Genomic DNA, 22,265 nt, shown 5'->3' with positions numbered 1-22,265 from the left:
GCGCCCTCAATTCAGCTTCTTCGCCCGCTCCGCCTCGCGCAGGAAATCCTCGGTCGTCTTGGCCCTGGGGCGTTCCGTGGTGGCATAGGGGTCGAGTGCGGCATTGGTCGCCGCACCCACCCGGCAATCCTCGCAAAGATCGAGCATGGCCAGCCGCGCGGGGTCCTGGAACATCCAGTGGCCGCTGGCGGTGAGCTTCGCCTTCACCCGCTCCACGCTCGACTTCACGCCGAACAGCTTCCCGCAGGAAGGGCACTCGGCGGGCGGCTCTTCCTTGACCACCACGGGTTGCCTCGCCTCGGGCGCGAAGTTCAGGCGCGGCTCCAGCGTGATCACCTTTTCCGGGCAGGTCACGGCGCAGAGGCCGCATTGCACGCAGGCCTCCTCCAGGAAGCGCAGCTGCGGCGTGTCCGGATTGGCGGTGAAGGCGGAGGTCGGGCAGACCATGGTGCAGGCGAGGCACAGGGTGCAGCCCTCGGCCGCCACCCGCGCGATGCCGAAGGGTGCCTGCGCCGGCATGGCGATCTGCGTGACGGCCGCGCCGCTGGCGCTGTGCAGGGCACGGAAGCCCTGGCGCATCACCTCGCGCGGGGCGCCCTGGGGCAGGAAGCTGTCGGCGGTCCAGTGGGTGCGCAGCGGCGCGGTGGCGCCCAGCGCCTCGCCCAGGGTGAAGGGATCATCCGTCTCGATCGCCAGGGCGCGCGGGCCGAGGCCGAGGCCGAGGCCGGACAGCGCCGCGTTGAGATAATCCAGATTGCGAAACACGCCCTCCGTGCCATGGCCACGCCGCGCCGGCATCAGCAGGCGCAGCCCCGCCGCCCCCCAGGCAAAGGCGCCCACCAGCAGCGAGAGATCCAGCTGGCTCACCTCATTCACCCGCAGCGGCAGCACGCGGGCGGGCAGGCCATCCCCATGCCGGGCCAGAGCGTCCAGCAGCGCCTCGCCATGGGCATCGTCATGGATCAGCAGGATGGGATCGCGCCCACCGGCCTCGGCGAAGCCCAGCAGCATGGCGCGCATGCGCCGCGCCAGGGCATCAGCGGTGGGAAGCGCGTATTGGATGGCGCCGGTCGGGCAGACGGCGGCACATGCGCCGCAGCCGGCGCAGATCTCGTTCGAGACATTCACCCAATCCTTGCCCGATGGGGTGATGGCGCCAGTCGGGCAAAGATCGAGGCAGCGGGTGCAGCCGACTTTCTTGTTCCGGCTATGCGCGCACAGCCCCTGGTCGAAATTCACGAAGCGCGGCTTGTCGAAGGTGCCGACCAGTTCCCCGGCCGCCGCCATGGCGCGGGCGACGGCGGCGGCATCGCCCGGGTCGGCGCGCAGATAGCCCTGGCGCGTCTCGTGGAACAGCGCAGGCCGGCCGGAGAGGTCCAGGATCACATCGCAGCGGCTTTGCGTGCCATTCTTGCCCTCGCCCCAGAGATAGGCCGCGCGGGAGGCGGGGGAGGCCGCGGCCGTGTCATCCACGGTCACCGTGAAATCGCCGAGAAACCCGGTGGCCGAGCGCGCGCGGCCACGCAGCACGGGGAATTCGACGCGGCGGGCCGGCGTCACCGCCTCCTCGCCCGTCAGCAGCACCGTGATGTCGAGCTTGTCCGCGAGGGCGCGCGCCGCCTCCAGCGCCACGGCGTCCCGCCCCAGGACCAGCGCGATGCCCTGGCTGGTCATGGACACCAGCGAAATGCCCGGCAGCGGCACCGCGGCCGAGGCCAGGAGCCCGGCCATCTTCGGCCCGGCCTCATCCCCCTGGGCGCCCCAGCCGGCATGCTCGCGGATATTCACGAAATCCAGCGCGGCGGTGAAGCCGGCCTCCTCCGCCTCCTGGGTGAACAGCGGCTGTTCCTGGGTGCAGGCCACCGTCATCGGCCGGTTTTCGCCGAGGGCGGCCAGGAATCGGTCCAGCTGGCTGCGGCAGAGATGCTCGGCCATGCGCAATTCGCTGCCCTGGGCGGCGCAGCCCTTGGCCAGGGCGCGGCCATCCAGCGTCATCGTATCCTCGCAGGAACAGACGAAGGCGATGCGCGATGCGGTCATCTGGGGGCGGCTTCCTTCCCGGCGGCGTTGCGGGCGCTTATATCCCGCCGCAGTTCGCAGCATAGATGGGGAGCGACCACAGCCTTGCACACCGGCGATGCCTTGCCGCCTCTTCCCAGCCTTTTCGCGCCGGTCATGCTGCGCGAAGGGGGCGATGCGCTGGCGCGCGCCGTGGAACTGGCACCCGAAACCCCGGCACCAGAATCTCCCGGTTCCGAGCCGGCCGGGTTCAGCCCTGCCATCGCGCGCGGCGCCGGCACACTGGTCTGGGTGCGGGCGCTGAACCGCGCCGAGGCCGCCGTGGTGCTGGAACCCGACCGCCCGCTCGGCCAGGCGCTGCTCGCATATCTCGCCGCCGCCAATGCCCTGGCCGATGCGCTCTCCGCCATCGCGCCGCCGGAGCTTCCGGTCACCTGGCGCTGGCCGGGCACGCTCTGCGTGAATGGCGGCGTCGTCGGCGGCATGCGCCTCGCCCTGCCCGAGGGAGTCGCGCCAGAGGGTGTACCGGACTGGATGGTGCTGGGCTTCGAGCTGCGCCTGGCCTGGCCCGAATCCGTCATCACCGGCGAGCATCCGGGCGAAACCTCGCTCCAGGAGGAGGGGTTTGACGAACTCACCCCCGCCGGGCTGACCGAGGCCTGGGCGCGCCACCTCATGGCCAATCTCGATGAATGGCAGGCCCGCGGCACCCGCCGCGTGGCCGAGAAATTCCTGGCCCGGCTGGAGGATTTCGCCGGGGACAAGGCCGTGAAGCGCGGCATTGACCCGAACACCGCGGCATTGGTGCTGGACCGCGAAGGGGGGCGCGAGACATGGCCCATCCGCTGACGCCAGGGGCAGGGCAGCCCGCCCCGCCAGGGAAGATGCTCCGCACGCTGCGCCTCGACCCCTCCGACACGCTGATCTTTCCCGCCGCCGCCGAGCCTGGCGAATGGGCGGTGCCGGGCGGCTTCCAGTTCTGGGATGACGCGCCGGATGGCCTCTCCGGCAAGCGGCAGCAGGCGTTCCGCGGCGGCTTCCTCGGCTTGGGCAGCTTCGGCTGGTCCACCCTGGTCGAGGTCGCCGAGATCGGGCCCGAAGCGCGGGCGGCCGCCCTGGAAGCCCTGGCCCTGCATATCCAGGCGCGCCATGGCGCGCCCGATCTCGATGCCGCCCGCGCCGCCGCCGCCGAGGAAATCGCCTTCGCGGAATCGCTCTGCGACCAGCCGCCGGGCACCGTCTTCGCCCTGCATCGCAGCCATGACGCGACGGGTGAAGTCCGCGAGGCCTTCCGCACCCTGCACCGGCGGGAAACGCCGCATCATGATTTCGGCGCCCTGCCCGTCTTCGCCATCGCTGAGGTCGAGGAGGATCCGCCGGCCGATGCGCCTGACCTCACCGCCCTTCTCACGGCCAGCTCTCTGAAGGATGGGCCATGACCCTGCTTTCTCCCGGTGATTTCTGGGTGGCGTCCGGGCACCATCTCTGTGACCTGGATGAGGATGGGCGGCTGCGCGCGACGCCCGATCTCTGGCGCGCATTCCTCGCCCGCCCCGAACTCGTGCCCCCCGCCGAAGCCTGCGATGCCGAACGCGCGCTGCATGCCCGGCTGATGGAACACCCGCTGGCGGAGGTGCAGCCCGTTGGCCTCGCCGACCCAGATGCGGCCGAGAACTGGCAGGTCTTCCTCGCCTTCCGCGACAGGGTGGCGGCCGAGGCCACGCTGGAAGCCGCATGGCTCAAGCTGTTCCGCGGCAATGTCGCGGGCATTCCGCCGCTGTTCCTGCAGATGCTCACCCACCTCGTCACCCGCGCGGCGATGGAGGGCGAGGGCGATGCCTTTGCCCTGCGCGCCGCCGAATGCCTGTTCCGCACCCAACGCGCCGCCATCACCCAGGGCGCCACGCTGCTGGCCGATGAGGAGGTGGTGGATGCCCGCCACGCGGATGGCGATCTGGGCGCGCTGGGCCGCCTGCTGAGCGAGGCCGGCGCCCCGCCGCGCGAGGTGGAACTCGATGTGCTGAGCGCGGAGAACGCCCCGGGCTACAAGCCACGCTCCGACGCGCATGACATGGCGCTGGACATCGCCGAATCGCGCGAGGGACAATTCGGCATGGCCCGCGCGCTGGAACGCTTCACCCGGCACATCTTCGGCGAGACGGTGCGCATCCGGCCCGTGCCCGTCATCGAGGACCGCAACTGGACCTGGCATGTCGGCCTGGATGCGGAAGCGACGCGCATCGCCAATGCGCTGTGGGATGGCAAGAAGGTCACGCAGGCCGATCTCGCGCGCATCCTGTGGCTGGGCGTGCTGGAATTCGAAGAAGCATCCCGGGTTTTGCCGCGCGCGAAGGGCAAGCCGGTTTACCTGGCGCTGGCCATGGATGCGGCGCAACGGGTGCGGATGAAGCCGCAAAACCTCGTCTCCGGCTTGCCGCTGACGGCAGCGGAGGATGCGGCGTGAATCCGCCACGTCACCGCGGGGGCGAGCGCGCGGGGCAGCCTCGGTCGGCATGACGCAGCCGAAATGACTCGCGCGGTGCATTTTCAGCGGGCCATGGCTTTGGGACAAATGCCGCGCCGGGCCCATCCGCGAAACGCCCGGCCAACCGCCCGGATCGGCGATGGGCCGGGGCCGCGCCGCGATGCAGCGGCCGCGCACGCCATCACGCCGCCCGGCCAATTGCGGGGACGCGGCGGGAGGGGGTGGATGAGGTACGCAGAACATAATGGGAACATATTGAAGAAGAGACCGAAAATCAATAAGATTGGGGCGCTGCCCCAAACCCCGTCGGGGAGCCGCGGGCTCCCCGAACCCCTGCGGGAACCCAGGAATGGGGGGGCGCGGGGGGACCTGTTCCCCCGCTGTTTTCAATCTTACTTCCTGTTTCCGCTTGCTCCGCCCAACCGCCCCGGGCACACGCGCCGGGTGCAAGGTTTTCCATCATGACCGACGAAACCCTCCCTCCCGAGCTCACCATCCCCGTCGCCATCCTGGCCGAGCGCCGGCCGGGGGTGACGATCTGGCAGTCCCATGTCTGGCGCGCCCTGGCCGTGCTGGAGGAAGCCCCCCCCCTGCCCGCCTGGACCAAGCTGCGTGAGGAGAATGGCCGCGAGGTGTATTTCGCGGGCCTGGCCGAGGTGAAGCTGCACCGCACGGATACGCCCAACTACAAGGAAAACCTGGAAGCCGCCGAACCCCTCATCTGGGTGGTGCTGCGCGACACGCCGGAGGGGATGAGCATCCAGGCGGTCACCGTGGATCCGGGCGAGGGCGAAATCTACACCGAAGGCCCGACCGACCTGGTGGAGGCCCTGCCCATGCCGCCCGGCCTGCGCATCCTGCTGGCCAGCTTTGTCGCGGCGCATCACGTCGAGCGCGAATTCCATAAGCGCAAGCGGGACCGGCAGGATATGGATTCGCTCGGCCGCAGGGGGCGCGTCTGATGCCCAGCGACGAAGAGCAGCTGGGCTTCCTCAGCCGCTGGTCCCGCCGCAAGCGGGGCGAGGAAGTGCCGGAACCAGCCGCCGAGCCGGCCCTGATCGACGCCGCGCCCCCGCCGGAGGTGCGACAGGCGCTCGCGCCAGAAGCGCCCATGGCGGCCACGCCGACGGCGCCCCTGGCGCCAGGGCTGGATTCGCCCCCGGCGGACGCCGATGCGCCGGAATTCGACCTGGCCAGCCTGCCGCCCATCGAGACGCTGGATGCCAGCAGCGACTTCACGCAATTCCTCAAGCCCGGCGTGCCACAGGCGCTGCGCGCCGCCGCCCTGCGCAAGGCCTGGACGGCCGACCCGCTGATTCGCGACTATATGAGCCCGCTCGACTACGCCTGGGATTTCAACACGCCGGGCGGACTGCCGAATGGCTTCAGCAACGTCCTCGCGGAAACCGGCGAGGCGCTGCGCAAGCTGATCGCCCAGGCCATCGGCGAGGCCGAGCCCGAGCCCGAGCCCGAGGGGGAGGCGGAACAACCCGAATCCACCACCCTGGCCGCGGCCGACCCGGTGCCGGGCAGCGTTGAGCCAGATCCCTGGCCCGGTTTACCTCCTGGCTTGGCGCTGGAGGCATCCCTTGAGCTGGTTGGCGGAGCACTGCCACCGGCGCAGCAACTGGCGGAAGCCTCTCCGCTGCCGGAAGGCGCGGTCCGGCTGAGCGAGGCCTTGCCCCCTCCCCTGCAGGCCGTGGCGGAGGAGCCGCCCCCGGCCCGCCCACGCCGGCATGGCGGCGCCCTGCCTATTTGAGAATGCTTCGCATTCTCAACTAAAGCCTTGAAATTTCAGATCGTTTCGGGCCTTTCCATTGACGGAAGTGCAAGATTTCTGCACTGTCGCACGTAATGGACCGGGGAACGCAGACGGGCGGTTTGGATGCCGCGATCGCCGCGGCTGGAGGCATGGAAGCCTTCCAGTCGGCGCTCAATGTCGCCCGCCGCACCGTGTTCCTCTGGAAGCAGCAAGGCATCCCAGCCGAGCGCGTCCCGGAGATCGAGGCCGCCACCGGCATCTCCCGCCACGCCCTTCGCCCCGATCTCTGGCCATCCGCCTCCCCCCTCGCGGCGGATCCGATGCGCGAGGGCCGGGCCAATCTCTTCGCGCTGCTCGGCCATCTGCTGAGCGATGTGCCCGAACCCGCCTTGCTGGCCCGGCTGGCCGCGATCCCGGCCGATGACACGCCAATCGGCCGCGCCCTCGGCACCCTGGGTGCCGCCGCACGCCAGGCCCGGCCCGAGGCGCTGGAGCGTGAATATCATGACCTTTTCATCGGCCTCGGCCGTGGTGAATTGCTGCCCTTCGCCTCCTATTACCTGACCGGCTTCCTGCATGAGCGCCCGCTGGCCGAGCTGCGCGCGGACCTCCGGCGCCTGGGCATCACCCGCTCGGCCGGCGTGCATGAGCCTGAGGACCACATCGCCTTCCTGTGCGAAGTGATGGCCGGGCTGCTGCGCGGCGGCGTCCCGGAGGAGGCGGATGCCCTCTTCGCGCGCCATATCCGCCCCTGGGCGATGCGTTGCTTTGCTGATCTTTGCGTGGCCAAGGGGGCGGTGTTCTACCGCCCCGTGGGTGAGTTGGGCCGCGCCCTGATGGATGTCGAACTGGCAGCCGCCGAGCTGCCCGTCTGACGAATTGAGCCTGAATTTTTGGAACGGAGGATGATCGCCATGGCGAATGATCAGGATATGGCCGGCAAGCGCCGCGGGTTCCTCAAAACGCTCGGCTTCGGCACGGCGGCCGCGGCCGCCGCGGTGACGCCGGCCTTGGCGCAGCGCGCCGATGCCGTGCCCGCCCGCGATGCCCGCAAGGAAAATGCGGCGACGCGCGTGGCCGCGCGCTACCAGCCCAATTCGCCTTCGGTGCAGGCCTTCTACCGCACCAACCGCTACGAACAGTAAGCGCCAGGAGACAAACGCCATGCTCATCAAGCGCTCCGACGGGGCCCGCGCCAAGCAGCGCCTCGCCTCGGCCTATCAGGGCCTTTCCTCGGGTGGTCTCGACCGCCGCTCCTTCCTGAAGCAGGCGGGGCTGGCCGGCGCCGGTGTCGCCGCCCTTGCCGGCATCGCGCCCCGCATGGCCGAAGCCTCGGGTGCGGCGACGGGCGTGATCAATCACGAGCAGCCGGTCACCCGCATCAAGAATATCTGCACCCATTGCTCGGTCGGTTGCACCGTAGTGGCCGAGGTGCAGAACGGCGTCTGGGTCGGCCAGGAGCCCGCCTGGGAATCGCCCATCAACCGCGGCACGCATTGCGCCAAGGGCGCCTCGGTGCGTGAGCTCGTCCATGGCGACCGCCGCATCAAATTCCCGATGAAGCTCGTCGGTGGCCAGTGGCAGCGGATGAGCTGGGACACGGCGATGGCCGAGATCGGCGAGAAGATGATGGAGATCCGGCAGAAGTCCGGCCCGGATTCGGTCTTCCTGCTGGGCAGCGCTAAGTTCTCGAATGAGGGCGCCTATCTCTATCGCAAATTCGCGGCCTTCTGGGGCACGAACAGCGTGGACCACCAGGCGCGCATCTGCCACTCGACGACGGTGGCGGGCGTGGCCAACACCTGGGGCTACGGCGCGCAGACCAACTCCTACAACGACATCCGCAATTCCAAGACCATGATCATCATGGGCGGGAACCCGGCGGAGGCGCACCCAGTCTCGCTCCAGCATGTGCTGAGCGGCAAGGAAGTGAACCGCGCCAACCTGATCGTGATTGATCCGCGCTTCACCCGCACGGCCGCCCATGCGACGGATTACGTGCGCATCCGGCCCGGCACCGATATCCCCATCATCTGGGGCATGCTCTGGCACATCTTCCAGAACAACTGGGAAGACAAGGAATTCATCCGCCAGCGCGTGCACGGCATGGACGACGTCCGCGCCGAAGTGGCGAAGTGGAATCCGGCCGAGGTCGAGCGCGTGACGGGCGTGCCTGGCGCGCAGCTGCGCGCCGTGGCCGAGAAGTTCGCCACGCAAAAGCCCTCGACGCTGATCTGGTGCATGGGGGCCACGCAGAAGACCGTGGGCACCGCCAATGTGCGCGCCTATTCCATCCTGCTGCTGGCCACCGGCAATGTCGGCAAGGAAGGCACGGGCGCCAACATCTTCCGCGGCCATTGCAATGTGCAGGGTGCCTCGGATTTCGGCCTCGATGTGGCGACGCTGCCGGCCTATTACGGCATTGACGAAGCCGCCTGGCGCCATTGGTGCCGCGCCTGGGGCGTCTCCTTCGAGAGCATGCGCGCCCGCTTCGACACGCCCGCCATGATGCACACGCCGGGCATTCCGACGACGCGCTATTTCGACGCCATCCTGCTGCCCAAGGACCAGGTGCAGCAGCGCGACAACACCAAGGGCATGATCGTCTTCGGCCATGGCGGCAACACCGTCACCCGCATGCCCGAAGCGGTGAAGGGCCTGGAAGCGCTCGACCTGCTCGTGGTGGCCGATCCGCATCCCACCACCTTCGCCGTGCTGTCCAACCGGCGCGAGAACACCTACCTGCTGCCCATCGCGACGCAGTTCGAGACGAATGGCAGCCGCACCAGCTCCAACCGCTCGGTGCAATGGTGCTCCAAGATCGTGGACCCGATCTTTGAGAGCCGCACCGATTACCGCGTGATCTATGACATGGCGAAGGCGCTGGACGCCGCCGCCACGCGCCGCAACATGACCATCCGCTTCGCGGAGGAAATGTTCCGCCCCTATGAGATCGTGAATGGCGAGCCGACGGCGGAGAGCATCCTCGGCGAGATCAATCGCGGCGCCTGGGGCACCGGCTATTCGGGCATTTCGGCCGCGCGCCTCAAGCTGCACCAGCAGCACCAGGATCAGTTCGACCTCGTGACGCTGCGCGCCGGCCCCAATGCGCCGGCCGAAATCCGCGGCGATTTCTACGGCCTGCCCTGGCCCTGTTGGGGCACGCCCGAAATGCGCCACCCGGGCAGCCACATCCTCTACAACACCAACCTGGCCGTGAAGGATGGCGGCGGCAGCTTCCGCCCGCGCTTCGGCGTCGAGCGCAACGGCGTGACCATGCTGGCCGAGGGCAGCTGGTCCAAGGATTCGGAAATCCAGGACGGCTACCCCGAATTCACCGTGGCGGTGCTGAAGCGCCTGGGCTGGTTCGATGACCTGACGGCGGCCGAGAAGGCCAGCATCGCGCAGGTGGGCGGCGCCAACCCCGACGCCGTCTCCTGGATGACCGACCTTTCGGGCGGCATCCAGCGCGTGGCCATCGCGCATGGCTGCTCGCCCTTCGGCAACGGCAAGGCGCGCGCCAATGCCTGGAACCTGCCGGACCCCGTGCCGGTCCATCGCGAGCCGATCTACACCACCCGCAACGACCTGATCGCCCAATACCCGACCCTGCCCGACCGGCGCGGCTTCCGCCTGCCGCATCTGGGCACCTCGGTGCAGGCGCGCAGCCCGCAGGTGGCGGCCGAATTCCCGCTCATCCTCTCCTCCGGGCGCCTCGTCGAATATGAGGGCGGCGGCGAGGAGACCCGCTCGAACAAGTGGCTGGCCGAGTTGCAGCAGGACATGTTCGTGGAGATCAATCCGCGCGATGCCGCCGCACGCAACATCCGCGACGGCTCCTGGGTCTGGGTGCTTGGCCCCGAGAGCAACAGCAAGGCCCGCGTCAAGGCGCTGGTGACCGAGCGTGTCGGCCCGGGTGTCGCCTGGATGCCCTTCCACTTCGCCGGCTGGTTCCAGGGTGTGGACCAGCGCAGCAAATATCCGCAGGGCGCCGACCCGATCGTGCTCGGCGAATCCGTGAATACGGTGACCACCTATGGCTATGACCCGGTAACCTTCATGCAGGAAACCAAGGTCACCGTCTGCCAGATCCGCGCGGCTTAAGGAGAAACGCACATGGCCCGTATGAAATTCCTGTGTGACTCTGATCGCTGCATCGAGTGCAACGCCTGCGTCACCGCCTGCAAGAACGAGCATGAGGTGCCCTGGGGCATCAACCGCCGCCGCGTCGTCACCATCAATGACGGCAAGCCCGGGGAGCGTTCGATCTCCATGGCCTGCATGCATTGTACCGACGCACCCTGTGCGGCTGTCTGCCCGACCTCCTGCTTCTACACCACGGCCGATGCCGTGGTGCTGCATGACAAGGACACCTGCATCGGCTGCGGCTATTGCTTCTACGCCTGCCCCTTCGGCGCGCCGCAATATCCGCGCGTCGGCAATTTCGGCGGCCGCGGCAAGATGGATAAGTGCACCTATTGCGCGGGCGGCCCGCAGCAGGACAACACGCGCGTCGAATACACCCAGTACGGCAGCAACCGCCTGGCCGAGGGCAAGCTGCCGCTCTGCGCCGAGATGTGCTCCACCAAGGCCCTGCTGGCCGGCGATGGCGAGATGATCGCCACCATCTACCGCGAGCGCGTGCAGCGCCGCGGCTATGGCTCGGGCGCCTGGGGGTGGCGCACCGCCTATCGCGAAAACATCACCACCTGACCTGATCTGGCTCCGGCGCAAGCCGGAGCCAAGTTTTTTCAAAGGAGGGCATTCCCTCCGGAGGATTTGATATGAACCGCCGCATTCTCGCACCCTTCCTGGTGCTGCTTCTTGCCCTTTCGACAATGACCCTGGGGCCCGCCTTCGCGCAGAACACGCCGACCCAATCCGGCTCCGGCCGCGGCACGGTGAATGCCGAGGAGATGGAACTCCAGCGCATGCTCCAGGGTGGCCGTGTCGAGGGGCGCACCACCATCCCCGATGCCCGCTCCGAAGTGCTGATCCAGCCGCAGGGCAAGGCCTGGCGTGATTTCCACAATGTGACGCTGGCCTGGGTCGGCGGCATCGCGGTGGGCGGCATGGTCCTGATCCTGGCCGCTTTCTACCTGACGCGCGGCCGCATCACGATCGAGGCCGGGCCCGCCGGGCGCACCATCAGCCGCTTCAACATCCTGGAGCGCGCCAATCACTGGATGGTCGCCTCCTCCTTCATCGTGCTGGGTCTCTCGGGCCTCAACCTCACCTTCGGGCGGCATCTCCTGCTGCCGGTCCTCGGGCCCCAGGCCTTCGCCAATGTCTCGCTCTGGGGCAAGATCGCGCACAACTTCGTGGCCTTCCCCTTCACGCTCGGCATCGTCGTCATGCTGCTGCTCTGGGTGAAGGACAACATCCCGAACGGCCGTGACATCGAGTGGTTCAAGATGGGCGGCGGGCTGATCGGCAAGGGCCACCCCAAGGCGGGCCGCTTCAATGGCGGGCAGAAGATGGTCTTCTGGATCACCGTGCTGGGCGGCGGCATCGTCGCGGCCTCGGGCTATTTCCTGATCTTCCCCTTCTGGGGCGAGTTCGGCGTGGCCGACATGCAGCTGGCCCACATCATCCACTCCGTGCTCTCGGTGCTGATGGTGGCGGCGATGATCGCGCATATCTACATCGGCTCGCTCGGCATGGAGGGCGCGTTCGACGCCATGGGCTCGGGCGAGGTGGATCTGAACTGGGCCAAGGAGCATCACTCCCTCTGGGTCGAGCAGGAAATGGCCAAGGCGCGCCAGGTGGTGACGCCCTCCGGCGTGAAGCCCGCCGAGTAACCCCGCGCCCCTGCCACGGATCAGGCCCGGCCGCCTTGCGCGGCCGGGCCTTTTTCATGCGCCACCCCTGCGCCGGCGCTTCGATTTTTGCTCGCCATCCTGCACCCGGGCGATACCGTTCCCGCGAATGATGCTCTAGACACGCCCCATGCGGATCATCGGCCTTGCGGGATGGAGCGGCGCGGGCAAGACCACGCTCCTCACGAAGCTCATCCCGGAATTGCGGCGGCGGGGGCACAGCGTCTCCACCCTCAAGCACGCGCATCACGCCTTTGACGTGGACAAGCCCGGCAAGGATTCCTGGGAGCACCGCCAGGCCGGCGCCGCGCAGGTGCTGGTCGCCTCCGCCCGGCGCTGGGCGCTGATGACCGAGCTGCGCGACGCGCCCGAGCCCGGCCTGAATGAGCTGCTGGCGCAATTCACCCGCGTGGACCTGGTCATCATCGAGGGCTTCAAACGGGAGGCGCATCCCAAGATCGAGGTGCATCGCACAGCCAATGGCAAGCCCTGGCTGCACCCCGAGGATGCGCTGATCGGCGCGGTGGCGAGTGACGTGGCCCCGCCCTCGCCCGCGCCCGCATGGCTGGCGCTGGACGATATCCCGGGCATTGCCGATGCGGCGCTGCGCCTTGCCGTGGACTGGGCGTAGCGCATGGCCCATCTCCCCCGTCTCTCGCCCCTGCCGCGGCTTCGGCCGCTGATGCCCTAGGCGCGCGGCATGGCCCAGCTCTCCGATGACTGCTTCGCCTTTGGTGGCCCCCTGCTGACCGTGGAGGCGGCGCAGGCGCTGATCCTCGACAGGGTCGCCCCGCTGGGGGGCGAGGTTGCGGTGCCGCTCGCCCAGGCGCTGGGCCGGGTGCTGGCCGGGCCGCTGGTCGCGCGCACGCCGCTGCCGCCCTTCTTCAATTCCGCGGTGGATGGCTATGCCTTCCGCCATGCCGATCTGGCGCCGGGCGAAACGCGCCTGACCCTCGCCGGGCGCATCGCCGCCGGGCATTCGGGGGTGACGCTGGCCCCCGGCACCGCCGCGCGCATCTTCACCGGCGCCCCCATGCCCGAGGGCGCCGATACGGTGATGATGCAGGAGGATGCGCGCCTCGAAGGTGAGACCCTGCTGCTGCCCCCCGGCCTGAAGTGCGGCGCCAATGCCCGCCCCGCCGGCGAGGATGTGGCCCGGGGCAGCGTCGCGCTGCCCGAGGGCCGACGCCTGCGCGCGCCCGAGATCGGCCTGGCCGCCGCGCTGGGCTTCGCCACCCTCCCCGCGCGGCCGCTGCTGCGCATCGGCGTGTTTTCCACCGGCGATGAGCTGGCCTCCCCCGGGTCCGCGCTGGGCCCCGCCCAGACCTTCGACAGCAACCGCTTCACCCTGATGGCGCTGCTGGCGCGCCTGCCCGCCCAGGTCACCGACCTCGGCATCCTGCCCGATGATGCCGCCGCGACGATGCGCGCCCTGCATGCGGCCAGCGCCACGCAGGACCTGCTGGTGACCTCGGGCGGCGTCTCCACGGGCGAGGAGGACCACGTCCGCGCCGCCATCGAGGGTGCCGGCAAGCTGGTCTTCTGGCGGCTTGCGGTGAAGCCGGGGCGGCCGGCGGCCATGGGCGTGGTGAATGGCGTGCCGATGGTGGGGCTGCCGGGCAATCCGGTGGCGGCGGTCGTCACCTTCCTGCATCTGGTCCGCCCACTGGCCCTGCGCCTGGCCGGCGCCGCGCCCGAGGCGCTGTTGCGCATCCCCGGCACCGCCGGCTTCAGCTATCGCAAGAAGCTGGGCCGCCGCGAATATGTCCGCGTCACCCTGCATGAGACGCCCACCGGGCTGCGCGCGGAGAAATTCCCGCGCGAGGGGGCGGGGCTGCTCACCTCGCTCACGCAATCGGACGGCTTCGCGGAATTGCCCGAGGAGGTCACGGCGCTGGCCCCGGGGGATCCCATCCGCATCCTCCCCTTCGCTGCCATCTTCTGATTAACTGCCGGCAGCCAGAACGGGGAAACGCCAATGACCGAACATGTCCTGATCGAGCGCGATGGCGCGATTCTGACCATTCGCCTCAACCGGCCCGAAAAGAAGAACGCCCTGACACGGGCGATGTATCACGCCATGGGGGCCGGGCTGCGCCAGGCGGCGGCGGATGGTGGGGTACATGTGGTGCTGCTGGCCGGCGGTCAGGATTTCACCGCCGGCAATGACATTGGCGACTTCGCGGCGGCTGGCGAGCGTGATCCGAAGGACCCCGGGGCGGCTTTCGATTTCCTGGAGGCCATCACCGGCTTCGCCAAGCCGGTCATCGCCGCCGTGCGCGGCAATGCGGTGGGCATCGGCACCACCATGCTGCTGCATTGCGACGTGGTGGTGGCGAGCGAGACGGCGCGGCTGATGATGCCCTTCACCCGCCTCGCCCTCTGCCCCGAGGCCGGTTCTTCCCTGTTGATGCCCGCCCGCGTCGGCCCTGCCCTGGCCAATTGGTGGCTGCTGGCCGGTGCAGGCTTCAGCGGGGCCGAGGCGGCGGCGGCCGGGCTTGCCACCCGCGCCGTGCCGGATGCCGAGGTGGAGGCCACCGCCACACGGATGGCCGTGACCCTCGCCGCGCTGCCGACCGGCTCGGTGCAGGCCTCCAAGCGGCTGATCCGCGCCCCGCATGCCGCCGCCCTGAAGGAGGCCATGGCGGCCGAGCGCGTCACCTTCGGCGAAAGGCTGCGCAGCGCCGAAGCCCAGGCCGCCTTTGCCGGCTTCCTGAAGAAGGCCGGATAGCCGCACCCCTCCGGCCCCCGCCCCCGGCCCCAATCGCCAAGACCGCGAAATTATCGGAAAAGGTGGGCCGTGAGGAACAGGGACCCTCGATCCGAGTCCCTGAGAGGGTTGAGCCATGTGCGGAATCGTCGGCGTCGTCGGGCGCGAAGCAGCCGCCCCGCGCCTGTTGGAGGCGCTGCGCCGCCTGGAATATCGCGGCTATGACAGTGCCGGCATCGCCACCCTGGTGGCGGGACAGGTGGAGCGCCGGCGGGCCGAGGGGAAGCTGAACAACCTCGCGGCCCTGCTGGCCGAATCGCCCCTGAGCGGCACGACGGGCATCGGCCATACGCGCTGGGCCACGCATGGTGCCCCGGTGGAGCGCAATGCCCACCCCCATGCCACGGCGCGCGTGGCCGTGGTGCATAACGGCATCTTCGAGAACTACGCCGACCTGCGCGAGGAGCTGGAAGGCCACGGCGCACATTTCCAGACCGAAACCGACACCGAGACCTTCTGCCTGCTGCTGGATCACCTCCTCGCGCAGGGGCTGACGCCCGAGCAGGCCGCCGCCGCCGCCCTGAAGCGCGTGCATGGCGCCTTCGCCGTGGCCATGATGTTCGCGGGTGAGGCCAAGACGCTGATCGTCGCACGCCAGGGCGCGCCGCTGGCCGTCGGGTTCGGCGATGGCGAGATGTTCGTCGGCTCGGACGCGCTGGCCCTGGCGCCGCTGACCCGGCGGATCGCCTATCTGGAGGAGGGCGACTGGGCCGTGCTCTCCCAGGATGATGCGCGCTTCTTCGACATCCATGACCAGCCGGTGACGCGGCAGATCCGTGTCACCGCCGTTTCGGGCGCCACCACGGGCAAGGGCAATTACCGGCACTTCATGGAGAAGGAACTCCATGAGCACCCGGCCGTGCTGGGGGATACGCTGCGGCAATATCTCGATCCGCGCACGCTGGAGGTGAACCTGCCCCGGCTGCCCTTCGACCCGGTCCGCGTGCCGCGCATCACCATGACGGCCTGCGGCTCGGCCTTCCTGGCGGCCCAGGTGGGGCGCTACTGGATCGAGGAGCTGGCCCGCATCCCGGTGGATGCGGATGTGGCGAGTGAGCTGCGCTACCGCGACCCACCCTTGCCCGAGGGCGGTGCTGCCATCCTGATCAGCCAGAGTGGCGAAACCGCCGACAACCTGGCCGCCATGACCATGCTGCGCGAGCGCGGGCAGAGCATCCTCTCCATCGTCAACGTCCCCGAAAGCAGCATGGCGCGCGAGAGCGACTGCACCGTGCTGACCGTCGCCGGGCCGGAGATTTCGGTCGCCTCGACCAAGGCGATCACGGCGCAGCTGGCCGTGCTGGCCTGCCTGGCCATCGGGCTCGGCCGCGCGCGCGGCACGCTCGGGGCCGAGGCGGAAGCGAGGCTGACGGCCGAGCTGCTGGAGGTTCCGGCCAAGGCCGCCGCGGTGCTGGAGCGCGACAAGGAAATCCGGGCGATGGCCGCGGAGGTCGCGAAGGCGCGCGACGTGCTGTTCCTGGGCCGTGGCGCGCTGTTTCCCATCGCCATGGAAGGTGCGCTGAAACTCAAGGAAATCAGCTATATCCATGCCGAAGGCTATGCGGCGGGCGAGATGAAGCACGGCCCCATCGCGCTGATTGACGATCAGGTGCCGGTCATTGCGCTCTGCCCCTCCGGGCCGCTTTACGAGAAGACGCTCTCCAACCTGCAGGAGGCCTCGGCGCGGGGTGGGCGGATCATGGCGTTTACCGATGCGGCCGGCGCGCCGGGACTGGGACGCTTCGCGGAACGGGTCATCGTGCTGCCGGATATCGGGGTTTTCGCGCAGCCCATCCTCTATGCGATTCCGGTGCAGCTGCTGGCCTATCATGTGGCGGTGCTGAAGGGGACGGATGTGGATCAGCCGCGGAATCTGGCGAAGAGTGTGACGGTGGAGTAAGCAAAAAAGGGCCTCCGGCGGCTGGGGCCGCCCCATCTTCATGGTGGTGCCCCAGACCCCGGCTCATTCGGGACGGACGCCCAGTTCGGGCAGGATCACGCCGAAGGCCGCGTATTCCGCCTGGACCATCGCGGTGAAATCGGCGCGGCTGCGGTATTGCGTCACCACGTTCAGGCGGCGCGCCACGTCCCGGAAGGCGGGCGTTTCCAGCGATTCGCGGCAGGCGCGTTCCAGCGCCGCCAAGGCGGGCTCCGGCGTCGCGCGCGGCGCGTACATCCCCACATAGGAGAGCTGCACCGCATCAATCCCCAACTCCCGCGCGAAGGGCACATCTGGGAAATCCGGGTGGCGGCGGTCGGAGAACACGCCGATCAGCCGCAGCGCCCCGCTGCCGATCTGCCCGCTGGCCGAGGCGGTGACCACGGCCGCGAAATCCAGCCGCCCGGCCAGCACCTCGGTCATCGCCGGCGGATCGCCGCGAAAGGGCAGATGCTCGAATGTCCCGCCCGCCGCGCGCTGCATCCGCCAGACGCCGAGGAAGGGCAGGGAATTGGGCCCCGGGCTGCCATAGCTCAGCGGGCGGCCGGCGGTGACGAGGTCCCGCAGGGAACGGAAGGGGCTGTCCGCCCGCACCACGACCCCCAGGACATTCTCGGCAATGCCGCAAACCGGGGAAAAACTCTCCGGCCCGATGCCGAGGTTGCGGACCATATGCGGCTGCACCACCACGGGCGTCATCGGCGTGATGCCGAGCGTCAGCCCGTCGGGCGCGGCCTGCGCCACGAAGCGCATGCCCACCGTGCCGCTCGCGCCATCGCGGTTGATCACCGTCACCGGCTGGCCGAGGGCGCGGGTGAAATGCTCGCCCATCGCGCGGGAATAGCCATCGGCGGCGCTGCCGGGGGCATAGGGCAGCACGATGGTCATCGGCCGCTCGGGCCGCCATTCTTGCGCCGCTGCGGGCGTCGCCAGCAGCACCAGACCCGCGAGGAGCGCTCTCATTCCTCGATGATCGCCACTGCGCGGGTCCAGCCCGCGCTGCCGCGATGCACCTTCACCGGGAAGCACGCCACCATGAAGCCGTGATCCGGCAGCTGGTCCAGATTGGCGAGCTTTTCCAGGTGGCTGTAGCCGATCTCCCGCCCGGCGCGGTGGCCCTCCCAGATCAGCGAGGCATCGCCCGTCTCGGCCACCTTGCGGCGCGTGTGGCTGAAGGGTGCATCCCAGGACCAGGCATCGGTGCCGACCACGCGCACCCCCTGCTCCAGCATCCACAGCGTGGCGGCCTTGCCCATGCCGCAGCCGCTGTCGATGAAATCTGCCTCGCCATAGCGGGCCGCGGCGGCGGTGTTCACCAGCACGATGTCGAGCGGCTTGAGCTTGTGGCCGATGCGGGCGAGTTCCGCCTGCACATCCTCGGGCGTGCAGACATAGCCATCGGGCTTGGCCCGGAAATCCAGCTTCACGCCCTGCGAGAAGCACCATTCCAGCGGCACCTCGTCAATCCGCCAGGAGGGTTCGCCACCCGGCACCGTCCGCTCATTCATTCGCGAGAAATAATGGTAGGGCGCATCCAGATGGGTGCCGTTATGGGTGCTGATCTTCACCCGCTCGATCGCGGCATATTCCCCATTGGGCAGGGCGCTGACGGGCACGCCCATATATTCCGCCATCTGCGGCGCGCTCATGTGGTGATCCACATATTCGATCTCGGGCAGCATATGCGGCGGGTCGCTGGCGATGCCCGCCTTGAGCGAGACCGAGATATCAATGATGCGGCGCGGCATGGCGCGTTCCTCCTGTGTTGGCGGCAGGCTAGGCGGGGGCCGGGGCGGCTGACAACCGGGTGGCGGCTGGCTAGGATTATCCCTCTTGGGAGGCCATTCGCATGAAACTCGCCTGGGTGATCCGCTACGTGCCCGATGCGGCCGCCACGGCGCAATTCTATGGCCGGGCCTTCGGCCTCACCACGCGTTTCGCCGCCGGCGAGGATTTCATCGCCATGGAAACCGGCGCCACCGCCCTCGCCTTCTGCCGCGAGGATTTCGTGGGGGGCAGCGGCATGGGGCTGGACTTCACCCCAACCAGGCCCGCCCACAAGCCGCCCGCCGAGGAGATCGCCTTCGAAGTGGCGGATGTGCCGGCCGCCCATCGGCACGCCCTGGCTGAAGGCGGCATAGAGGTGCTGGCGCCCATGGAAAAGCCCTGGGGGCAGGTGGTATCCTATCTGCGGGACCCCGATGGCGCCCTGGTGGAATTGTGCACGCCCCTCGCCGAGGCCGCCGCGAATTGAGGGAGCAAGGGGTGAACATGCCAGGGCCCTACGGCATCCATCCGCGCGGCGGCAGCCAGCCGTGAGCGGCTTCTGGAAAAAGCTCGTCCGGCCGGCGCCGCCTTCGGTGGTGCCCGCGCTACAGCCCTGGCAAAAAACGACCGCGAGGCCAGCCCGGACTGCGCCCCCCGAGTCTGCGCCCCCCCAGGCCGCGCCAGCCGAGCCCGCGCCCCCCCAGGCCGCGCCAGCCGAGCCTGCCGTGCAGGAGCCAGCCGCGGCCGCGCCGGCGCCACGGCTGTTCGACTATGTCGAGATGGACAGCGTCAAGGAATTGCTGGCCCATATCGCGGCCCTGCGCGCCGACAAGAACCTCGCACCCGCGGATCTGCATCGGGCCATCAGCCGCCTGCAATTGCGGCCCCCGCCCATCGCCGAGCGCATGCGGGCACTCGACCCCATGTCGGAGGAATATGCCGGCCTCGCGATGGAGTTGATGCGCCAGCTGCGCGGCGGCCGCGACTACCAGCCCTTTCGCGACGAGTTGATCGGCCATGGCATGCAGGATCGTGACCTGTGGTCCGGCCTCTCGCCCTATGATTTCCGTGACCCGCTGCAAATGTCGGAATTCTGCGAGGCCTATGCCGCCATGCTGCGCCAGGTGGGCGCGCCATCGGGCGCGCGCGTCCTGGAATACGGGCCAGGCAGCGGCCAGTTCCTGCTGATGCTCGCGCGGCTCGGCTATCAATGCCATGCGGTGGATGTGGAGGCGGAGTATCTCTGGCTCATCATGCGCCAGGCCGAGATCATGGGGCTCGACGTCAAATGCGAGCATACGGTCTTCGGCGAGGGCTTCGAGGGTGAGCGTTTCGACCTGATCCTGTTCTTCGAGGCCTTCCACCATGCCCCGGATTTCCTGGAGCTGCTGCGCAAGCTGCGCGGCCGGCTCAATCCCGGCGGCCGGCTGATGCTCTGCGGCGAGCCCATCATGCCCTCGGGCCTCGATTATGGGCCGGTGCCCTACCCTTGGGGGCCGCGCCTCGATGCCTTGTCCGTCGCCGGCATCCAGCTCGGCTGGATGGAACTGGGCTTCCAGCTGGAATTTCTCATGCAGGCGATGGTGCAGACCGGCTGGGCGCCCACCCTCTTCGCGCATCCGACGACGGGCCGCGCGCATCTGATCGTCGCCAGCGTCATGCCCGACCCGGCGGGTTGAGGCCGAACCCAAGGAGCATGCCGATGTTTCTGGAAGACCTCTCCCCCGGCCAGATCTTCCGCGCCGGCCCCGTGACCGTGACGGCGGCGGAGATCATCGCCTTCGCCGCGCAATATGATCCGCAGCCCTTCCACACGGACGCCGTGGCCGCAGCCGCCCATCCGCTGTTCCAGGGCCTGGCGGCGAGTGGCTGGCACACCGCCGCCCTCTCCATGCGCCTGGTCGTGCAGGCCATCGGCCATATCCAGGGCGGCGTCATCGGCGCGGGGGGCGAGTTGCAATGGCCGCGCCCAACCCGCCCGGGCGATGAATTGCGCGTCGAGGTCGAGGTGCTGGAGGTGCTCCCCTCCCGCTCACGCCCCGATCGCGGTTCGGTCATGGTGCGCATCACCACGCTGAACCAGGCGAATGAAGCGGTGCAGGTCTTCGCCCCCCGCATGGTCGTCCCGCGCCGCCCTTTGTGATTGCCGCCGGAATGCTTAACTAGCGGGGTCTGGGGCCTCGGCCCCAGCGGGTCCAGGGCAGAGCCCTGGGTTCATCCCTTGGAGTTTCCTGTGATGCCCTACGACTTCGACCTCTTCGTCATCGGCGGCGGCTCCGGCGGCGTGCGCCTCGCGCGCATCTCGGCCGGCCATGGCGCCCGCGTCGCCGTGGCGGAGGAGCGGTTCTGGGGCGGCACCTGCGTGAATGTCGGCTGCGTGCCGAAGAAGATCATGGTCAACGCGGCCGAATATGGCCAATGGGCCGAGGATGCGGCCGCCTTTGGCTGGAAGCTGAAGAATCACGGCCATGACTGGGCGAAGCTGGCGGCCGCGCGCGATGCGGAAGTGGCGCGGCTTTCCGGCATCTACGGCAAGCTGCTGACCGGCGCCGGCGTCACCAGCTTCGATGCGCGCGCCACCTTCCTCGATGCGCATACGCTCGATGTCGGCGGAAGCCGCGTGACGGCCGAGCGGATCGTGGTGGCGACCGGCGGGCGGATCAGCAAGCTGGAGATCCCGGGCGCCGAATTCGGCCTCGTCTCGGATGATCTGTTCACGCTGAAGGCGATGCCCCGGCGCGTGGCGGTGATCGGCGGCGGCTATATCGGCCTGGAATTTGCGGGGCTGCTGCGCGGCCTGGGGGCGGAGGTCGATGTCTTCTACCGCGGCGAATTGCCGCTGCGCGGCTTCGATGGCGATTTGCGGACCGCCGTGGTCGAGGCGATGAAGGCCCAGGGCATCGGCATGAATTCCGGCGTGATGCCCACCCGCATCACCCGCATGCAGGATCATCTGATGGTCTCGCTCACCAGCAATTTCATGCGCGAGGTGGATGCGGTGTTCTTCTGCACCGGCCGCGTGCCGAATACGGCCGGCCTGGGGCTGGAGCAGGTGGGGGTCACGCTGGGCAAGAACGGCGCGATCGCGGTGGATGACGACCACGCGACCAATATCCCGCACATCTTCGCCATCGGCGATGTGACGGACCGGCTGAACCTGACGCCCATGGCGACCGCCGTCGGCCATGCGCTGGCCGATACGCTTTATGGCAACAACCCCCGCCGGGCGAGCTATGAGAATGTGCCGACAGCGGTCTTCACCTCGCCGCCCATCGGCACGGTGGGTCTCTCGGAGGAGGAGGCGGCGCTGCGGGGGCCGGTGGATATCTACCTCACGCGCTTCACGCCGATGCGCCACACGCTCAGCAAGCGCGAGGGCCGGCGCAGCATGATGAAGCTGGTGGTGGACCAGAAAACCCAGCGCATCCTGGGTGCCCATATGCTGGGCGAGGATGCGGCCGAGATCATGCAGGGCATCGGCATCGCGGTGGTGATGGGCGCGACGAAGCAGGATTTCGACCGGACCATTGGCATCCATCCGACGGCGGCGGAGGAATTCGTGACCTTGCGGACGCGCACCCGCGTGGCCGGGATGCAGGAAGCGGCGGAGTAACAGGGGCCCCGGCCCCGGCGGCAGCCCTGTTATCCCGCGCCCTCTGTTCCATGCCCTGGGCACAGCCCTGCCGGCTGAGTAGCCATTCCGC

The 22,265-nt window shown here is 69.0% G+C and carries 21 protein-coding genes; 18 read left to right on the top strand and 3 right to left on the bottom strand.

The features are described from left to right. Positions 1–6 precede the first annotated feature (6 nt). Positions 7–2,040 (bottom strand): 4Fe-4S dicluster domain-containing protein, encoded by a 2,034-nt coding sequence (locus tag LHU95_RS03740; RefSeq protein WP_248710042.1) that lies wholly within the window; start codon positions 2,038–2,040, stop codon positions 7–9. Between the two features lie 84 nt (positions 2,041–2,124). Between LHU95_RS03740 and LHU95_RS03735 the strand changes: the two genes are divergently transcribed. The 14 genes from LHU95_RS03735 (at position 2,125) to glmS (ending at position 16,755) form a co-directional block, all read left to right on the top strand. After that, complete coding sequence (locus tag LHU95_RS03735) at positions 2,125–2,868, top strand: biotin/lipoate--protein ligase family protein (RefSeq protein ID WP_248710041.1); 744 nt, start codon at positions 2,125–2,127, stop codon at positions 2,866–2,868. Then, positions 2,853–3,458 carry a DUF6505 family protein gene (locus LHU95_RS03730; RefSeq protein ID WP_248710040.1) on the top strand — a complete coding sequence of 202 codons (606 nt, stop codon included), beginning with the start codon at positions 2,853–2,855 and terminating at the stop codon, positions 3,456–3,458. The genes LHU95_RS03735 and LHU95_RS03730 overlap by 16 nt, the downstream gene beginning before the upstream one ends. Continuing rightward, positions 3,455–4,483: a DUF6352 family protein gene (locus tag LHU95_RS03725; RefSeq protein ID WP_248710039.1), complete on the top strand. Its 1,029-nt coding sequence runs from the start codon at positions 3,455–3,457 to the stop codon at positions 4,481–4,483. The genes LHU95_RS03730 and LHU95_RS03725 overlap by 4 nt, the downstream gene beginning before the upstream one ends. 482 nt (positions 4,484–4,965) lie before the next feature. Beyond that, positions 4,966–5,466: a DUF3305 domain-containing protein gene (locus LHU95_RS03720; protein ID WP_248710038.1), complete on the top strand. Its 501-nt coding sequence runs from the start codon at positions 4,966–4,968 to the stop codon at positions 5,464–5,466. Beyond that, positions 5,466–6,263 carry a DUF3306 domain-containing protein gene (locus tag LHU95_RS03715; RefSeq protein ID WP_248710037.1) on the top strand — a complete coding sequence of 266 codons (798 nt, stop codon included), beginning with the start codon at positions 5,466–5,468 and terminating at the stop codon, positions 6,261–6,263. Before LHU95_RS03720 ends, LHU95_RS03715 begins: the two co-directional genes overlap by 1 nt. 152 nt (positions 6,264–6,415) lie before the next feature. Beyond that, complete coding sequence (locus tag LHU95_RS03710) at positions 6,416–7,141, top strand: molecular chaperone TorD family protein (RefSeq protein WP_248710036.1); 726 nt, start codon at positions 6,416–6,418, stop codon at positions 7,139–7,141. A gap of 39 nt (positions 7,142–7,180) precedes the next feature. Further along, positions 7,181–7,411: a twin-arginine translocation signal domain-containing protein gene (locus tag LHU95_RS03705; RefSeq protein ID WP_248710035.1), complete on the top strand. Its 231-nt coding sequence runs from the start codon at positions 7,181–7,183 to the stop codon at positions 7,409–7,411. A 19-nt stretch (positions 7,412–7,430) separates the two neighbouring features. Next, positions 7,431–10,370, top strand: coding sequence for a formate dehydrogenase subunit alpha (locus LHU95_RS03700; RefSeq protein WP_248710034.1), 2,940 nt, complete (start codon positions 7,431–7,433; stop codon positions 10,368–10,370). Positions 10,371–10,382: 12 nt separating this feature from the next. Then, positions 10,383–10,979, top strand: a complete 597-nt coding sequence (fdh3B, locus tag LHU95_RS03695; protein ID WP_248710033.1) for a formate dehydrogenase FDH3 subunit beta — start codon at positions 10,383–10,385, stop codon at positions 10,977–10,979. A 71-nt stretch (positions 10,980–11,050) separates the two neighbouring features. Continuing rightward, on the top strand, positions 11,051–12,067 hold the full coding sequence (locus LHU95_RS03690; RefSeq protein WP_248710032.1) for a formate dehydrogenase subunit gamma: 1,017 nt from the start codon (positions 11,051–11,053) through the stop codon (positions 12,065–12,067). Positions 12,068–12,215: 148 nt separating this feature from the next. After that, the gene (mobB, locus tag LHU95_RS03685; protein WP_248710031.1) at positions 12,216–12,716 is read left to right on the top strand and encodes a molybdopterin-guanine dinucleotide biosynthesis protein B; all 501 of its coding nucleotides are present in this window, start codon (positions 12,216–12,218) and stop codon (positions 12,714–12,716) included. A gap of 69 nt (positions 12,717–12,785) precedes the next feature. Next, the gene (gene glp / locus LHU95_RS03680) at positions 12,786–14,030 is read left to right on the top strand and encodes a gephyrin-like molybdotransferase Glp (protein WP_248710030.1); all 1,245 of its coding nucleotides are present in this window, start codon (positions 12,786–12,788) and stop codon (positions 14,028–14,030) included. Positions 14,031–14,063: 33 nt separating this feature from the next. Next, on the top strand, positions 14,064–14,816 hold the full coding sequence (locus LHU95_RS03675; protein WP_248710029.1) for an enoyl-CoA hydratase-related protein: 753 nt from the start codon (positions 14,064–14,066) through the stop codon (positions 14,814–14,816). A 115-nt stretch (positions 14,817–14,931) separates the two neighbouring features. Next, positions 14,932–16,755 carry a glutamine--fructose-6-phosphate transaminase (isomerizing) gene (gene glmS, locus LHU95_RS03670; RefSeq protein ID WP_248710028.1) on the top strand — a complete coding sequence of 608 codons (1,824 nt, stop codon included), beginning with the start codon at positions 14,932–14,934 and terminating at the stop codon, positions 16,753–16,755. Between the two features lie 63 nt (positions 16,756–16,818). Here glmS and LHU95_RS03665 read toward each other — a convergent pair whose 3' ends face one another. Further along, positions 16,819–17,757 carry a tripartite tricarboxylate transporter substrate binding protein gene (locus tag LHU95_RS03665; RefSeq protein ID WP_248710027.1) on the bottom strand — a complete coding sequence of 313 codons (939 nt, stop codon included), beginning with the start codon at positions 17,755–17,757 and terminating at the stop codon, positions 16,819–16,821. Beyond that, the gene (locus LHU95_RS03660) at positions 17,754–18,542 is read right to left on the bottom strand and encodes a cyclase family protein (RefSeq protein WP_248710026.1); all 789 of its coding nucleotides are present in this window, start codon (positions 18,540–18,542) and stop codon (positions 17,754–17,756) included. The genes LHU95_RS03665 and LHU95_RS03660 overlap by 4 nt, the downstream gene beginning before the upstream one ends. A gap of 101 nt (positions 18,543–18,643) precedes the next feature. Between LHU95_RS03660 and LHU95_RS03655 the strand changes: the two genes are divergently transcribed. The 4 genes from LHU95_RS03655 (at position 18,644) to gorA (ending at position 22,174) form a co-directional block, all read left to right on the top strand. Beyond that, positions 18,644–19,048 (top strand): VOC family protein, encoded by a 405-nt coding sequence (locus LHU95_RS03655; protein ID WP_248710025.1) that lies wholly within the window; start codon positions 18,644–18,646, stop codon positions 19,046–19,048. A 238-nt stretch (positions 19,049–19,286) separates the two neighbouring features. Next, the gene (locus LHU95_RS03650) at positions 19,287–20,240 is read left to right on the top strand and encodes a class I SAM-dependent methyltransferase (protein WP_248710024.1); all 954 of its coding nucleotides are present in this window, start codon (positions 19,287–19,289) and stop codon (positions 20,238–20,240) included. Positions 20,241–20,263: 23 nt separating this feature from the next. Then, on the top strand, positions 20,264–20,704 hold the full coding sequence (locus LHU95_RS03645) for a MaoC family dehydratase (protein ID WP_349292662.1): 441 nt from the start codon (positions 20,264–20,266) through the stop codon (positions 20,702–20,704). A 93-nt stretch (positions 20,705–20,797) separates the two neighbouring features. Then, positions 20,798–22,174: a glutathione-disulfide reductase gene (gorA, locus tag LHU95_RS03640; RefSeq protein WP_248710022.1), complete on the top strand. Its 1,377-nt coding sequence runs from the start codon at positions 20,798–20,800 to the stop codon at positions 22,172–22,174. The last annotated feature ends 91 nt before the right edge of the window (positions 22,175–22,265 follow it).

Origin of the sequence: Sediminicoccus sp. KRV36, from assembly GCF_023243115.1 — a bacterium.
Lineage (GTDB): Bacteria > Pseudomonadota > Alphaproteobacteria > Acetobacterales > Acetobacteraceae > Roseococcus.
The sequence above is the reverse complement of the archived record's forward strand: the minus strand, read 5'-3'. Positions and strand labels throughout refer to the sequence as shown.